The 13,414-nt window shown below is 67.3% G+C and carries 12 protein-coding genes and 1 tRNA gene; 6 read left to right on the forward strand and 7 right to left on the reverse strand.

The features are described from left to right. The first annotated feature begins 10 nt into the window (after positions 1-10). Both QP029_RS02985 and QP029_RS02990 read left to right on the forward strand, forming a co-directional pair. The gene (locus tag QP029_RS02985; RefSeq protein ID WP_284875386.1) at positions 11-655 is read left to right on the forward strand and encodes a DUF1707 SHOCT-like domain-containing protein; all 645 of its coding nucleotides are present in this window, start codon (positions 11-13) and stop codon (positions 653-655) included. Positions 656-702: 47 nt separating this feature from the next. After that, the gene (locus QP029_RS02990) at positions 703-1,962 is read left to right on the forward strand and encodes a pyridoxal phosphate-dependent aminotransferase (protein WP_284875387.1); all 1,260 of its coding nucleotides are present in this window, start codon (positions 703-705) and stop codon (positions 1,960-1,962) included. A 65-nt stretch (positions 1,963-2,027) separates the two neighbouring features. Here QP029_RS02990 and QP029_RS02995 read toward each other — a convergent pair whose 3' ends face one another. Together QP029_RS02995 and QP029_RS03000 are read right to left on the reverse strand one after the other, a co-directional pair. Beyond that, positions 2,028-4,658 carry a DUF5979 domain-containing protein gene (locus QP029_RS02995; protein ID WP_284875388.1) on the reverse strand — a complete coding sequence of 877 codons (2,631 nt, stop codon included), beginning with the start codon at positions 4,656-4,658 and terminating at the stop codon, positions 2,028-2,030. A gap of 170 nt (positions 4,659-4,828) precedes the next feature. Beyond that, on the reverse strand, positions 4,829-5,794 hold the full coding sequence (locus QP029_RS03000) for an LLM class oxidoreductase (RefSeq protein WP_284875389.1): 966 nt from the start codon (positions 5,792-5,794) through the stop codon (positions 4,829-4,831). A gap of 26 nt (positions 5,795-5,820) precedes the next feature. Between QP029_RS03000 and QP029_RS03005 the strand changes: the two genes are divergently transcribed. Next, a complete protein-coding gene (locus QP029_RS03005; protein ID WP_284875390.1) occupies positions 5,821-6,891 on the forward strand; it encodes a glycerophosphodiester phosphodiesterase family protein in 1,071 nt (356 codons plus the stop codon). Position 6,892: 1 nt separating this feature from the next. Here QP029_RS03005 and QP029_RS03010 read toward each other — a convergent pair whose 3' ends face one another. Beyond that, the gene (locus tag QP029_RS03010; protein ID WP_284875391.1) at positions 6,893-8,215 is read right to left on the reverse strand and encodes a UDP-glucose dehydrogenase family protein; all 1,323 of its coding nucleotides are present in this window, start codon (positions 8,213-8,215) and stop codon (positions 6,893-6,895) included. A 77-nt stretch (positions 8,216-8,292) separates the two neighbouring features. After that, complete coding sequence (gene dcd, locus QP029_RS03015) at positions 8,293-8,856, reverse strand: dCTP deaminase (RefSeq protein ID WP_284875392.1); 564 nt, start codon at positions 8,854-8,856, stop codon at positions 8,293-8,295. 97 nt (positions 8,857-8,953) lie between these two features. On the opposite strand from dcd, the gene QP029_RS03020 reads away from it, so the two are divergent. Further along, positions 8,954-9,027: transfer RNA gene (locus tag QP029_RS03020), tRNA-Gly, on the forward strand. Positions 9,028-9,279: 252 nt separating this feature from the next. On the opposite strand, the gene QP029_RS03025 is transcribed toward QP029_RS03020, so the two are convergent. The 3 genes from QP029_RS03025 to QP029_RS03035 are packed head-to-tail and all read right to left on the reverse strand — an operon-like array spanning position 9,280 to position 12,558. Then, positions 9,280-9,624 (reverse strand): DUF2200 domain-containing protein, encoded by a 345-nt coding sequence (locus QP029_RS03025; protein ID WP_284875393.1) that lies wholly within the window; start codon positions 9,622-9,624, stop codon positions 9,280-9,282. After that, complete coding sequence (locus tag QP029_RS03030) at positions 9,624-11,324, reverse strand: VanW family protein (protein ID WP_284875394.1); 1,701 nt, start codon at positions 11,322-11,324, stop codon at positions 9,624-9,626. Before QP029_RS03030 ends, QP029_RS03025 begins: the two co-directional genes overlap by 1 nt. A gap of 52 nt (positions 11,325-11,376) precedes the next feature. Continuing rightward, positions 11,377-12,558, reverse strand: a complete 1,182-nt coding sequence (locus QP029_RS03035; protein WP_284875395.1) for a glycoside hydrolase family 3 N-terminal domain-containing protein — start codon at positions 12,556-12,558, stop codon at positions 11,377-11,379. A gap of 165 nt (positions 12,559-12,723) precedes the next feature. On the opposite strand from QP029_RS03035, the gene QP029_RS03040 reads away from it, so the two are divergent. Together QP029_RS03040 and QP029_RS03045 are read left to right on the forward strand one after the other, a co-directional pair. After that, entirely contained in the window at positions 12,724-13,200 is a 477-nt protein-coding gene (locus tag QP029_RS03040) for a universal stress protein (protein ID WP_284876136.1), read from the forward strand. 14 nt (positions 13,201-13,214) lie between these two features. After that, a complete protein-coding gene (locus QP029_RS03045) occupies positions 13,215-13,412 on the forward strand; it encodes a DUF2613 domain-containing protein (RefSeq protein ID WP_284875396.1) in 198 nt (65 codons plus the stop codon). Positions 13,413-13,414 lie beyond the last annotated feature (2 nt).

The following is a 13,414-nucleotide window of genomic DNA, read 5'->3' on the forward strand; positions in this document are numbered from 1 at the left end:
ACTCGGACCCGTGACTGGCAGCTATCGATTCGACACCTCTGACCGTGCCCGCAGCGTCCGACTCAGCGACGCCGAGCGTTCCGCCGCCATGGCCTCCCTCGGCCGCGCGTTCGCCGAGGGCCGTCTCACCATCGACGAGTACGACACCCGCTGCCAGGACATCGCCGCCGCCCAGTTCCAGGGCGAACTCGAGCCCCTGTTCCTTGATCTGCCCCACTTCCAGGGCCCGGTGGGCCAGGAGGTCGACCAGCTCTACAGCGCCCAGGAGATCGAGGCCGCGCACCGCGACGGCCGGAAGACCCGCGCCGGCGTTCTCGGGCTGACCACCGTTGGCGCTCTCGCCGGCACCGGCGTCCTCGGGGCGATGGCCTCCCCCTTCGCCGCCGTCCTCCTCTTCCTCGTCCCCGTCGTGTGGATCCTGCTCTACGTCATGAAGGTGGGGCCGGCGGAGTGGCACGTGCCGAGTGCGCGCGCCGTCGATAAGCAGCGCATCCGGGAGCTGCGGACGGCGGAGAAGCTGCGGGCCGCCGAGCTGCGCCTGTCGGAGCAGGACCGGCTCGCCGAGCTGCGGGCGCAGCGTCGGGTGCAGACGGAGGAGCTGACCACGCGGGCGCTGGGATTCGTCAACAAGGCGATCGAGAAGCGGCAGAAGTAGCCCTGCCTTTCTTTCCTCCCGTCACCGCAGGTGGCAACATGGTCGTCATGAGTGAGACCGACTCCCCGAACCCGATCCGCCGACGCAGCCCGCGCGTCTTCGACCAGTCCGACAAGATGAAGGACGTCCTCTACGAGATCCGCGGACCCGTGGCGGCGGAGGCGGAGCGCCTGGAGATGGACGGCCACCGCATCCTCAAGCTCAACACCGGCAACCCCGCCACCTTCGGTTTCGACGCCCCCGACGTCATCATGCGCGACATGATCGCCGCCCTGCCCACCTCCCAGGGCTACTCCACGTCCAAGGGCATCATCCCGGCCCGCCGGGCCATCGTCACCCGCTACGAGCTCATCGACGGATTCCCCCACTTCGACGTCGACGACGTCTTCCTCGGCAACGGCGTCTCCGAGCTCATCACCATGACCACCCAGGCGCTGCTCAACGACGGCGACGAGGTCCTCATCCCCGCCCCCGACTACCCGCTGTGGACCGCCGCCACCTCGCTGGCCGGCGGCAAGCCGGTGCACTACCTCTGCGACGAGACCGACGACTGGAACCCGTCCATCGAGGACATCCGCGCCAAGATCACCGAGAAGACCAAGGCCATCGTGGTGATCAACCCCAACAACCCCACGGGCGCGGTCTACTCCCGTGAGGTGCTGGAGAAGATCGTCGAGATCGCCCGCGAACACCAGCTGCTCATCCTCGCCGACGAGATCTACGACCGCATCCTCTACGACGGCGCCGAGCACATCTCCATCGCCACCCTCGCCCCCGACCTGCTCACCATCACCTACAACGGCCTGTCCAAGGCCTACCGCGTCGCCGGCTACCGCGCCGGCTGGATGGTCATCACCGGGCCGAAGGACCACGCCCGCGGCTTCATCGAGGGCCTCGAACTCCTCGCCGGCACCCGCCTGTGCCCCAATGTCCCCGCCCAGCACGCCATCCAGGTCGCTCTCGGCGGACGCCAGTCCGTCTACGAACTCACCGGTACCGGCGGACGCCTGCTCAACCAGCGCAACATCGCCTACGAGAAGCTCAACGAGATCCCCGGCGTCTCCGTCACCAAACCCATGGGCGCCCTCTACGCCTTCCCCCGCCTGGACCCGAACGTCTACGAGATCCACGACGACGCGAAGCTCATGCTCGACATCCTCCGCGCCGAGAAGATCCTCCTCGTCCAGGGCACCGGCTTCAACTGGCCCGAACCCGACCACTTCCGCGTAGTCACCCTCCCCTGGGCCTCCCAGCTGGAGAACGCCATCGAACGACTGGGCAACTTCCTGGTCAGCTACAAGCAGTAAAGAAGCAGTTCGGGCCCGGCAGGATCTCTCCTGCCGGGCCCGTCCCGATCCCGCTCAGCGGAGCGCTATGCGCGTCCGCGGCGGATGAGGAACACACCGGCGACGCCGAGTGCGAGCGCCAGGGCGATCAGCCCGAGCACGGAGGCACCGGTCTGCGCCAGGGTGCGCTGCGGCTGAGCCTGGGGCTGCTCCTGCTTGCCCTGCTCCTGCTTGCCGACGCCCGGTTGCTCACCCTTCTCAGGTGCGTCCGGGGTGCCGGGGGTTCCCGGCGTGCCCGGCTGCTCGGGGGTCTCCGGCTGACCCGGCTGGTCCGGCTGGTCCGGCTGGTCCGGAGTGCCGGGGGCGTCCGGCGTGTCAGTAGAGGAGCCGGAGGAACCCTCGGACGAGCCGGAGGAACCGGCGGCGGAGGATCCCTCAGAGGAACCCGCACTGGAACCGATGATCGGGATGAGCGGGACGAGGATCCACCACCACGGCGGGTTGGCCGAGTTGGTGACGGTGACCAATGTGGCCTCGTCGACCGAGTCCGGCTGGATGGTCAGGGTGGCGGTGCCGTCACCGTTGTCCACCACGGCACCCGGGGTATTCGAGGAGAATGCCGGGGTATTCCAGCGGGCGACGAGGGTGTTGGACGGTGCGGTCTCGCTCAGCGTGACCTCGGTACCGACCGGGAGATCCGGGAAGTCGGTGTAGGTCTCGCCGGCGCGGACGGTGAACTCGCGGGTCTCCTCGACGCCGTCGACGGTCCAGGTGGCCTGGAGCTCGAACTCGTCGTCGCGGGCGGAGCTGCCGGTCAGGCCGCCGAGTTCCTTGGTCACGGCGAACGAGCCGAGCTGGGAGTAGGAGTTGATGACCTCAATGATGCTCTGCTCGCCGGCCACGACGGTGACGGCCTCGCCGCTGTTGATGGTCAGGGTGTAGCCGTCGACCTCAGCGTCGTCCTCACCGGTGACGCGGCAGGTGGTGCCGCCGGGGAAGTCGCCGACCTTGGCGGTCTCGCCATCGGCGACGGTGACGGAGTTCTCCTCGCCGGCGACGATGGTGCCGTCGACGCTGTCCGCGTCACAGACGTAGTTGATGGTGAACTCCTCCGGGGTGTTCTCCCCGGCATCGTCGGTGACGGTCTTGGTCACCAGGAACTCACCGGTCGCGACATCGGCGGTGTTGGTCAGCGTGACGTCGACGTTGTCGGACTCGATGATGGTGACGGTCGCGGTGCGGCCGTCAGCGGAAATCTCGACGTTCTCGTCATTGTCGTTGGTGGCGGAGAACCTCGGCTCACCGAAGGTCACGCCGGGGATCTCCGGGAGATTGATCTCGGTGAGGGTGACCACGGTGCCGGCGGGGAGGGACTCCTTGCCGGCGGCGGAGCCGTCGAGCGGGACCTGAATGGTCTCAGTCTGCGCCTCGCCGTTCAGCTCGTAGGTCGCCTCAACGGTGAACATGGTGCCCGCCGGGATGAGGGCACGGACGTCGTCGGGGGCGTCGAGACGCTTAGCCACCTCGAAGGACCTGCGGTCAACGCCGGAGATGGTGCCGTCAGCCTGGGAGACCCGCCAGATCCGGGAATTCACTTCTCGCCCGTCGACAGATGCGGAATTCGTGGTGGCTTCGTCGAAATCTGCCGGCTCCCCGTCGCTGGTCTCGGTCATGTACCGGACTCGGTAGACGTGGTCGGAATTCCAGCCACCGGCCGGCTCCTGGAGGGTGATGGTCATGGACTGACCGTCAGGGTCGAACGTCGCGTTGAGGTCGCCGACCTTCTCATCCAGCTGCAGACTGCCGTCATCTAGCGTGGTGAAGGTCCAGACGGAGCTCTCGCGGCCCCTATCCACGTACACGTGCTCAAGTCCGGAGAGGTCGTCCTGAATGACCAGGTCACCGCTGTATCCCTGGAGATCGCTACCGGGGATCCAGATCTGCCAGTTGCCGGTGATGCCGTCACCCTCGTACCAGCCCTGCTTGTACACCTCAGGATTAATGTCGATCAGCTCTGGGAGGATACCCTCTTCACCGAGCTCGACGACATGCTCAATGGAGTTGCTGTCGGTGAACGACACCTCGGTCACATCCGTCACAGTTTCGGCGTGGGCCCGGATCTCGATGGTTCCGTTGACGTCATCCTTGTCCACGAAGGCGTTGTTGAACGTGCAGGTGACGACGTCCGTGGCGCGCACAGCCACACACGTACCGCCGACAGTGCCGTCGGTGTCCACCAGAGCGAAATTCTCGTCGGCGGTGATTTCCAGCTCCACGGGGAAGGCCACCGAGAACTCCTGACCGTCCTGGACACCGTCGGGCGCGGACCAGTCCCATCCGATGATGATCCTCTCCCACTGACGGATCGGATCGTTGGATTCCAGGATTCGCACCCTGTCAATCACGACCGGCCCCGTCGTCTGCTGGAGCGGCATGATCATGTCGTTGATGTCCTCGGCGAGACCGTCCGGCTCAGTGCCGGGAGTGGCATCCGGAACGGTGGCCTCCGGATCAGTCATCGTGTCATCGATGACAACCTCGTCGGTTGTGGAGTCATCTTCGGCGACGGGGACGTCGGGCACCTCACCGTCCGAATTCTGTGCCTGGGCGACCGCCGGGATGAGTCCCAGGATGAGCACCAGGGTGGCCACGACGGCGACGATCAGTCGCAGGAGGCCCGCCCTTCTGCCCGCGAGGGAGCTGAGGTATATGGACATGATTCTCATTTCTGCCAGAGCCGATCTCGAAAGGTCCGGAGCGTGGGCGCGTCCATTTCCCCTGGGAAAACGGTCACAATTTCACAACATCTCCGAATCAAATTGACACTTTACCGGCAGGGATACATGACATAGCAAGTTGTGAGAGTAAAACTATACCCAACTCAGGTTCAGCTCAGGGCTAGTGTTGGTACTACGTATTCGAGCAGCTCATCGAGCATGTCCGGCGCCGGACGAGTGCCACGTTTAAACCCCAGCACAACGTGATCGACCCCCATTTTCTCCAGATCCATCAGGAGCTGAACCAGACAATTCCGCCCCACGCGGTAGCCGAATTTGATGGTGGCCGGCGGGGCGTCCGGATCGGGGTGCAGATCCAGCGACATCGACTGCGCGAACGGCTTGTCTGGGCCAGCGAGCTCGCGCCACTGCGCCAGATACTTCGCCTGCGTCACGGGATCCCGGTGATAGGTCAGCCACGCGTCGGAATGCTCCGCGTTCCACGCCATGGACTGCTGGCAGGATCCCACGGTGATCAGCGGCGGGCGCACGGCCGTCGGTTTCGGCACGATGTCACCGCCCCACATCCGTCCACCTGACCAGCGGATCCCCTTCCGCTCCGTCGTCCACGCGCGGTTCATCACGCCCAGGTGCTCGCGGAACACCTCGCCGCGGTCACCCTCCTCGACGCCGAACGCCGGAAACTCCGAACTCCGGTCACCCGTGGCCACGCCGAACAGGAACCGTCCTCCACTGAGCCGGTCCACGCTCGCCGCCTCCTTCGCCAGGTGCAGCGGATGTCGCACCGGCACCACCACCGCCGCGGTCCCCACCGCGATCTCGCTTGTCGACGCCGCCACGTACCCCAGGTAGACGAACGGGTCCCACACCTGGCCCACATCACCGAAGTCAGGGTCCCGCAACGGAATGTCCCGCAGGTACACCGCCGCCACGCCCGCGGCCTCCGCTTTCCGGATCAGGTCGATCTGGGTGTGCGGGTCCACGTCCGGGGTCTCCGGCCGCCCGGCGTCGATGGGCAGCATGAGCCCCAGGGTCATGCGGCCGGTACCGAAGGTCCGGCGATAGCCGGGCAGGGCGGTGACGGGGGCGTCGCTAAGCTCGAAGGGTGAGGCCATGCGGACCAGCCTAATGACGCCCTTCATTGACTATTTATCTCATCGTCACCGCACCGCCAGCCGAGGTCGCGACACTACGGCCATTACACCTCATCGCGCGATCCTCGCCACCGCCCTCCTCCGGGCTCAGCAGTGACCTGTCCTCCACCGTCCCAACCGTCGACCCGGCCGCCAACCTGCCACAGACCTTCGACCTCCAGTCCCACCGCTTCGGCCGCGGCGAATGGACCGAGGAATCCGCCCTGGGCCTGGTCGAATTCCAGAAGCTGGACGTCACCACCCTCGAGTTCGACATCGTCATCTCCGCCGACGGCGTACCTGTCGTGTGGCACGATCCGGTCATCCAGGCCGACAAGTGCACCGACACCTCCCCCGTCGGTGGTGACGACCCGGACTTCCCCTACGTCGGCGACCTGGTCAGGGACCTGACCTGGGCCCAGCTGCAGACGCTCAACTGCAACCTCCCGCTTCCGGGTCACCCGGACGCCGTCCACCCCGAGACGAACCAGCTCCTCCAGCTGCGCGACGTCTTCGAGCTGACCCGTGACGACGATGCGGTCCACTACAACATCGAGACCAAGATCGAGGGGGAGGACCGGGAGCGCTCCGCCACCCCGGAGCAGTTCGTCGACGCGATCCTCCCGGTCATCGAGGAGTACGGCGTTTCCGGACGCACCATGATCCAGTCCTTCGACTGGCGCTCCCTCCCCCTCGTGCGTGCCCAGGCCCCGGAGATTCCGCTGGTCCTGCTGTGGGACGAATCCACCTGGTTCGAGGGATCCCCGTGGATCGGCGAGGTCGACCACGCGGCCGTGGACGGCGACATCATCGCCGCCGCCAGGCAGCTGGACGTCCAGGTGCTGTCGCCGGGATACGCCCAGCCCTACGGTGCGAACGCCGGCGACGCGGACTACCACCCGGTGGCCACCCCGGAGTTCATCGCCGCCGCCCACGCCAACGGACTCATGGTCGTGCCGTGGACCATCAACGACGAATCCACCATGCGCGAGCAGATCGAGGCAGGCGTGGACGGCATCATCACCGATTACCCGTCCCGCCTGGCCGCCGTCCTCGACGAGCTCGGTATCGGGTACTGACCTACAGGTTGCGGCCGAGGGCCTGGATGTTCCAGCCCGCGTCCTGCCACGCCTGAACGGGCAGGACGTTCCGGCCGTCGATGATGACCTTGTTGTTCACCAGCTCGCCGGTGGCAACCGGGTCCAGGTCACGGAACTGCTGCCACTCAGTGGCCAGGACGACGATGTCGGCCTCGTCGAGGGCCTCCTCGACGGTCTCCGCGTAGTCGAGCGTCGGGAAGACCTTGCGGGCGTTGTCCATCGCCTCCGGGTCGTAGACGCTCACGGCGGCGCCGGCCAGGGACAGCGAACCCGCCACCGACAGGGCCGGGGAGTCGCGCACATCATCCGAGTTCGGCTTGAAGGCCGCACCGAGGACGGTGACCCGCTTGCCCAGCAGGTTGCCTCCCGACAGCTTGCGGGTCAGGTGGACCACGCGGTCCCGGCGCCGCATGTTGACCGCGTCGACCTCGCGGAGGAACGTGAGCGCGTCATCCGCGCCCAGTTCACCGGCCCGCGCCATGAACGCCCGGATGTCCTTCGGTAGACAGCCACCGCCGAAACCGAGGCCCGCGCCGAGGAACTTCCGGCCGATGCGCTCATCGAAACCGATGGCGTCCGCCAGGGCGGTGATGTCACCGCCCGAGGACTCGCACACCTCGGACACGGCGTTGATGAAGGAGATCTTCGTGGCCAGGAACGCGTTCGCCGAGACCTTCACCAGCTCCGCGGTCGGCAGGTCCATGACCAGGAACGGGGTGCCCTGGCTGATCGGGGTGGCATACACCTCGCGGGCCACCTCCTCCGCGCGCGACTCCTCCTTGCGCACGCCGAGGACGATGCGGTCCGGGGTGATCGTGTCCTTCACGGCGTAGCCCTCGCGGAGGAACTCCGGGTTCCAGGCGATCTCCACCGTCGTTCCCGGGCGGGCCAGCTCATCGGCCAGTTCCTGCAGCTCCGCGGCGGTACCCACCGGCACGGTCGACTTGCCCAGGATGATGTGGTCACCCTCGAGCAACGGCACCAGGTCCTGGACCACGGCGCGGACGTAGGTCATGTCCGCGGCGTAGGAGCCCCGCTTCTGGGGCGTGCCCACCCCGAGGAAGTGCACGTTGGCGAACCGTGCCGCCTCCGCGTAATCGGTGGTGAAGTCGAGTCGACCGGCCTCCAGATTGCGGGTGAGCACCTCCGGCAGCCCGGGCTCGTAGAACGGGACCGTGCCCGCCTTGAGCGACTCAATCTTGGCGGTGTCCACGTCCACGCCGAGCACATCATGGCCGAGTTCCGCCATGCACGCCGCGTGGGTCGCACCCAGGTATCCGGTGCCGATCACAGTCATACGCATGAGGAGGTACTGTACCCCGCTCACATGAACATGAGTTTAAATTGTGCTGAAACGATGGCGCGCTTCTCGCGACCGGATCAGCGGAAGTTGAGGTACGACTTCGACGGGGTCGGCCCCCGCTGCCCCTGATACTTCGACCCCAGCGCACCGCTGCCGTAGGGGGTCTCCGCCGGCGAGGACATCGTGAACAGCGCCAGCTGACCGACCTTCATCCCCGGCCACAGCGTCATCGGCAGGTTCGCCACATTCGACAGCTCCAGGGTGATGTAGCCCGAGAACCCGGGGTCGATGAACCCGGCGGTGGAGTGCGTGAGCAGGCCGAGGCGGCCCAGGGAGGATTTACCCTCCAGGCGGCCGGCGAGATCTGTCGGCAGGGTGAACTTCTCCAGGGTGGAGGCCAGGACGAACTCGCCGGGGTGGAGCACGAAGGACTCCCCCTCGGCGACCTCGACGAGGCTGGTCAGCTCATCCTGCTGCAGCTTCGGATCGATGTGGGTGTACTTCGAGTTGTTGAACACCCGGAAGAACTTGTCCATGCGCACGTCCACGCTCGACGGCTGGATGTTGGCGGGGTCGAAGGGCTCGATACCCAACGCGCCGGAGTCGACGGCGGAACGGATGTCACGATCGGAGAGAAGCACGTCGGTCAGTCTACGGTACCCGGCCCCTCGAGGACCCAGCTGTCCGCACCCCACGGGCACAGTGCTAAACTTCCTCGGTAGCTCCTCCCGAGCAGCTGCCGGCGTAGTTTAGTGGTAGAACATCAGCTTCCCAAGCTGAGAGTGCGAGTTCGATTCTCGTCGCCGGCTCCATTCACGGCCCGCATGCCCACCGCATGCGGGCCATTGTTGTGCCCCCACCCGGAAGTCACGCGGATTTCATCGCTCCTCGGCAAAAACCCAGGTGGATGCGGCAGGCCGATCAGATACGCGTGAATTCCGGGTGCCCCACCCCCACTGCCGGGCCCCGATATCCACCTTTCGAGCGCGCGGCGTACAACTTTCGAGTGCGCAGTCTCCACCTTTTTTGTGCGCAGCCGCGCACTGCGCACCTCGCCGGAAAGATCAGCCCCGGAGGATCTTCTCCATCTTCTTGCCTTTGGCCAGTTCGTCGACAAGTTTGTCGGCCCAGCGGATCTGCTGCATGAGAGGGTCTTCGATGTCCTCGACACGTACGCCGCAGACGACGCCGGTGATCTGGTCGACGTGCGGGGTCATCGCGGGTGCCTGGGCGAAGAAGGCCCGGAGGTCACCGTCGAAGGTGCGCAGCTGCTCACTGTCGTAGCCGGTGAGCCAGGTGAGCACCTCCTCGAGCTCCTCGACGGTGCGGCCCTTGCGCTCGACCTTGGCCACGTAGAGGCGGTAGATGTCGGCCCACGGGTAGGCGAAGACCTTCTCCGGGGAGGCCATCAGGAGCACCGCACGATCGGCTGCGGGTCGTAGACGGTGGTCTGGGTCTCGCGGGAGATCTCGTTGCCGGCGAGGTCGCGGATGATGCGGGTGTCGGAGGTGGTGAAGCCGGGGGCACCGCCGGAGGGGATGCAGTCGGAGCCGGAGACGCGCTGCTCGCGGGGCTGGGTGGGTGCCCAGCGGCCGCCGTTGACGGATTCGACGGTGACGGTCTTGACGCCGGTGAGGGAGACGGTGACGTCGCCACCGCCGACGGAGGTCTCGATGCGCACCGGATACTGCGAGTTGTTGCGGAACTGCAGGTCGATCGCGCCCTCGAAGACGGTGGCCTCACGGCCGACCGGGTAGCGGGAGATGTAGTAGCTGTGCGCGGTGTGGGCGACGTCCTCCATGCCGGCGAAGTAGGCGGCGTTGTAGAGGGTGGTGGCGAACTGGCTGATGCCACCGCCGACGGCCTCACCGGCGCGACCCTCGATGATGATGCCGCTCTCGACGTAGCCCTGGGCGGCTCCGCGGGGTCCGGTGTAGCCGTTGAGGGAGAAGGTGTCGCCGGGGGCGACGATCGCGCCGTTGACGGTGGAGGCCACGCGGGAGATGTTGATGCCGGAGGCCTCGGAGTAACCGGAGGTGGTGAAGGAGCCGACGGTCTCGTCGAAGGTGGCGGTCTGGGCCATCTCGGTGGTGAAGGTGGCCGGGTCGTCCTCGTAGGCGGCATCCCAGCGGCGCTGGTCCGGGTCGTCGGAGAGTACGCGGTCGGCGAAGCCTTCCGTGGTCTGCTCCCAGTTGATCTTCACGCCGTCGACCGACGGGGTGATCTGGCGGGAGCCGCCGGAGAAGCTGATCTGGGCGTTCTGGCGCTCGGACTCGGTGACCGCGAGCTGTTCCTCGAGGAGGATCTGGGCGGCCTCGGTGTTGACGTCGGTGCGCAGTGATTCACCGTCGGGGACGAAGGTGACCACGACGCCGAGGCGGTCCTGGGCGATGGTGCCGGTGACGTCGTCCCGCCCGACGACCTCGATGGGGGTGGAGACGGCGTCGGCGGCCGGGCCTTCGGCGGCCTCCGTGACGGCATCCTCGCCGATGGCGGGTTCGGTGACCTCCGGTTCGACGCTCACGCCCTCGGGCCTGAGCCAGTCGGCGGTGACGGCGGAGCGCAGCTCCTCGCCGTCGACGGTCTGGCCGTTGACAGGGTCGGTGACGTCGACGCGGCCGTCGACAAGCGCGACGGCGCCGTCGGCGGGTTCGCGGGAGAGTTCACCACGGACCCGGTCGAGCTCGGGGGTCAGCAGTGCCTCGTCGATGTCTGAGACAATCTCAGCTTCGCGCTCGGTGCCGAAGAGGCCGCCGAGGCGGACGAGCGGGTTGAGGGACTCGGTGCCCAGCTGGTCGACGGTCTCGTCCCAGTTGATGGACAGTCCGGCCTGCGCGGGGATGAAAGACGAGGTCATGTCCCCGGCGGTGGCCTCGGCGGGCTCGTCGACGACGCCACCGAGCTCGCGTTCAAGGGTCTCGCGGGCCCCCGACGGGCTCATACCGCCCACGGCAATCCCGCCGACGGTCGTGCCGCGGGGAACATCGCCCCTGGTCAGCGCGTAATCCACGCCGTAGGCGATGCCGAAGACGGCCAGCAGACCGACGATGACACCGATGAGGACCCGGGCACCTCGCCCGCCCGAATCCCGGCTCTTTGACTCACTCACACGTCTCACAGTAATTGCCGAAACGAGAAATACCTACTTATACGGGGAAAAACTAGAAGCCTGACTCACGCTGCTGGAGTCGGACCCGTTGCGCCGATTCGGCGATCTGCCCGGCGGGGATCTGGCCGGTGTTGATCGCCGCCACCACCGCGTCGATGACCGCCGGGAAGTCGGTGACGTTGGAGAACAGCGCCTGATCGGCTCCCGCGCCGAGTGCCAGGGACACCGCCAACGGGAGGGGGTGCCGGTCGGTGATGGCCCGCATCCCGGACAGGTCGTCGGTGTAGATGAGGCCGTCGAAGGGCACCCCACCCGGGTAGTCGCCGCTGCGGAGCAGGTCGTAGGCCGCCGGCTCGAGGGTCGAGGGGGTCTGGCCGTCACCGAGGCCGGGCACCACCATGTGGCCGACCATGACGGCGGCGGGAACATCCGCCAGCGCCACGGTGTAGGGCACGAGGTCGTGGGCCTTGAGCTGGTCCAGCGGCGGGGTCACCGCGAGCTCGTGGTGGGTGTCGCCGCTGGCCTGCCCGTGGCCTGGGAAGTGCTTGTACACCGGCACGATACCGGCGGCACGCAGCCCCTGGGCGAAGGCCGCACCGTACTCGCCGGCCACATGCGGGTCGCGGGAGAAGGAGCGGTCGCCGACGACCTCCAGGGCGGCGGTGTCCACGTCGAGCACGGGCGCGAAGTTGACGGTCACGCCGTGCCAGCGCAGGGAATTGCCCAGGTGACGGGCATGTTCCTCCACCTGCTGCGGCGTCATCGTCTCCGCGAGGTGGCGCGGGGAGTAGCGGGGTCCGAGGATTCCGGAGTGCCGCTGAACCCGCCCGCCCTCGAAGTCGATGGACACGGAGAACGGCCGGCCGACGGCTTCGCGCAGGGCGACGATGTTGCGCCCCGGTGTGGTGAGCAGCTCCGGGTTGGCCCAGCTGGTGATGAAGATGCCGCCGGCACCCTCCTGGAGTTTCGCCAGCGCGTCGTCGTAGTCGGTCACGCCGACGACCATGAGCGAGGCCACCTGCGCGCGCTGCTCCTCCGGGGTCAGGGGGACGCTTTTCTGCGCCGTCGTGCCCCGCCCCACCTTCGGCGCCTGCGGCGCCGCTTCGGGCGCCGCAGTGGCGCTGGTGGGGGTCGAGGGCGGCGTCGATACGCTGTCGGATCCGCCCGGGGAGCAGGCGGCCAGGAGGGTGGACACGGTGACGGCGGCGACGAGCCGACCTACGGCGTGGCGCATGGGGTCCCTCCCTCGTGACGGTGGTGCGGTGATATTCCAGAGGAGACTGTACCGCGCGGCATCGGCACGGCCCAGACCTGGCGATACACTTAAGCAGAAGACAAGTTTTCTCCTATCCGGGATTGAGGACCGCACGTGACCGACGACCAGAACCGGCAGACGACCATGCTCATCGCCTTCGACGGGTCACGGGAGGCGAAACGTGCCATGAGCTACGCCGCCCAGCTGCTCGTGCCCACCCACGTGGAGATCCTCACCGCCTGGGAGCCCCTGCACCGCACCGCCGCCCGCACCGTCGGTATGTCGGGCCTGCACCAGGCGGAGTGGGTGGCCAGCTCCGCCGAGGACGACCCCGCCTACGCCGACGCCCGGGAGACCTGCCGGGAGGGCGTCCTGCTCGCCGAGTCCCTCGGGCTGGAGCCGCGGGCCCACATGGTCGAGTCGGAGACGTCGGTGTGGTCGGCGATCGTGGATGCGGCCCGGGAGCTGCGCCCGGACGTCATCGTCACCGGCACCCGGGCTGTCAGTGGCTGGCGGTCCCTGTGGCAGCCGTCCACCGCCGGCAGTGTCCTGCAGAACGCCGGCATTCCGGTGTTCATCGTGCCGCCGGAGCAGGAGACCGAATCCGGCGCCGAGTCCTGATAGGATCTGCACCCATGTCACGCAGCTCCGAATCCGTCAACCGCCGCGCCCTGGGCTCGGCGGTCGCCAGCACGGTCGTCGGTGTGGCCCTCGGCGTCGTCTCCGTGATCGGCATCGCCTCCTTCTCCGGGCAGGACTCCGTGCCGCAGGGCAACGCCGTCCCCGCCGATGACGCCCTGCTCGGCGGCCCCGAGTACGGCACCCGCGGCTGACG

Origin of the sequence: Corynebacterium suedekumii (assembly GCF_030252185.1) — a bacterium.
In the GTDB taxonomy this organism is placed as follows: Bacteria; Actinomycetota; Actinomycetes; order Mycobacteriales; family Mycobacteriaceae; genus Corynebacterium; species Corynebacterium suedekumii.

Bases quoted from the DNA above. Each gene is read 5' to 3' on its own strand.
- QP029_RS03010 (WP_284875391.1), bottom strand. From the start codon at position 8,215: ATGCGTATGACTGTGATCGGCACCGGATACCTGGGTGCGACCCACGCG.
- QP029_RS02995 (WP_284875388.1), bottom strand. From the start codon at position 4,658: ATGTCCATATACCTCAGCTCCCTCGCGGGCAGAAGGGCGGGCCTCCTG.
- QP029_RS03000 (WP_284875389.1), bottom strand. From the start codon at position 5,794: ATGGCCTCACCCTTCGAGCTTAGCGACGCCCCCGTCACCGCCCTGCCC.
- QP029_RS03035 (WP_284875395.1), bottom strand. From the start codon at position 12,558: ATGCGCCACGCCGTAGGTCGGCTCGTCGCCGCCGTCACCGTGTCCACC.
- QP029_RS03025 (WP_284875393.1), bottom strand. From the start codon at position 9,624: ATGGCCTCCCCGGAGAAGGTCTTCGCCTACCCGTGGGCCGACATCTAC.
- QP029_RS03040 (WP_284876136.1), top strand. From the start codon at position 12,724: ATGCTCATCGCCTTCGACGGGTCACGGGAGGCGAAACGTGCCATGAGC.
- QP029_RS02990 (WP_284875387.1), top strand. From the start codon at position 703: ATGAGTGAGACCGACTCCCCGAACCCGATCCGCCGACGCAGCCCGCGC.
- QP029_RS03045 (WP_284875396.1), top strand. From the start codon at position 13,215: ATGTCACGCAGCTCCGAATCCGTCAACCGCCGCGCCCTGGGCTCGGCG.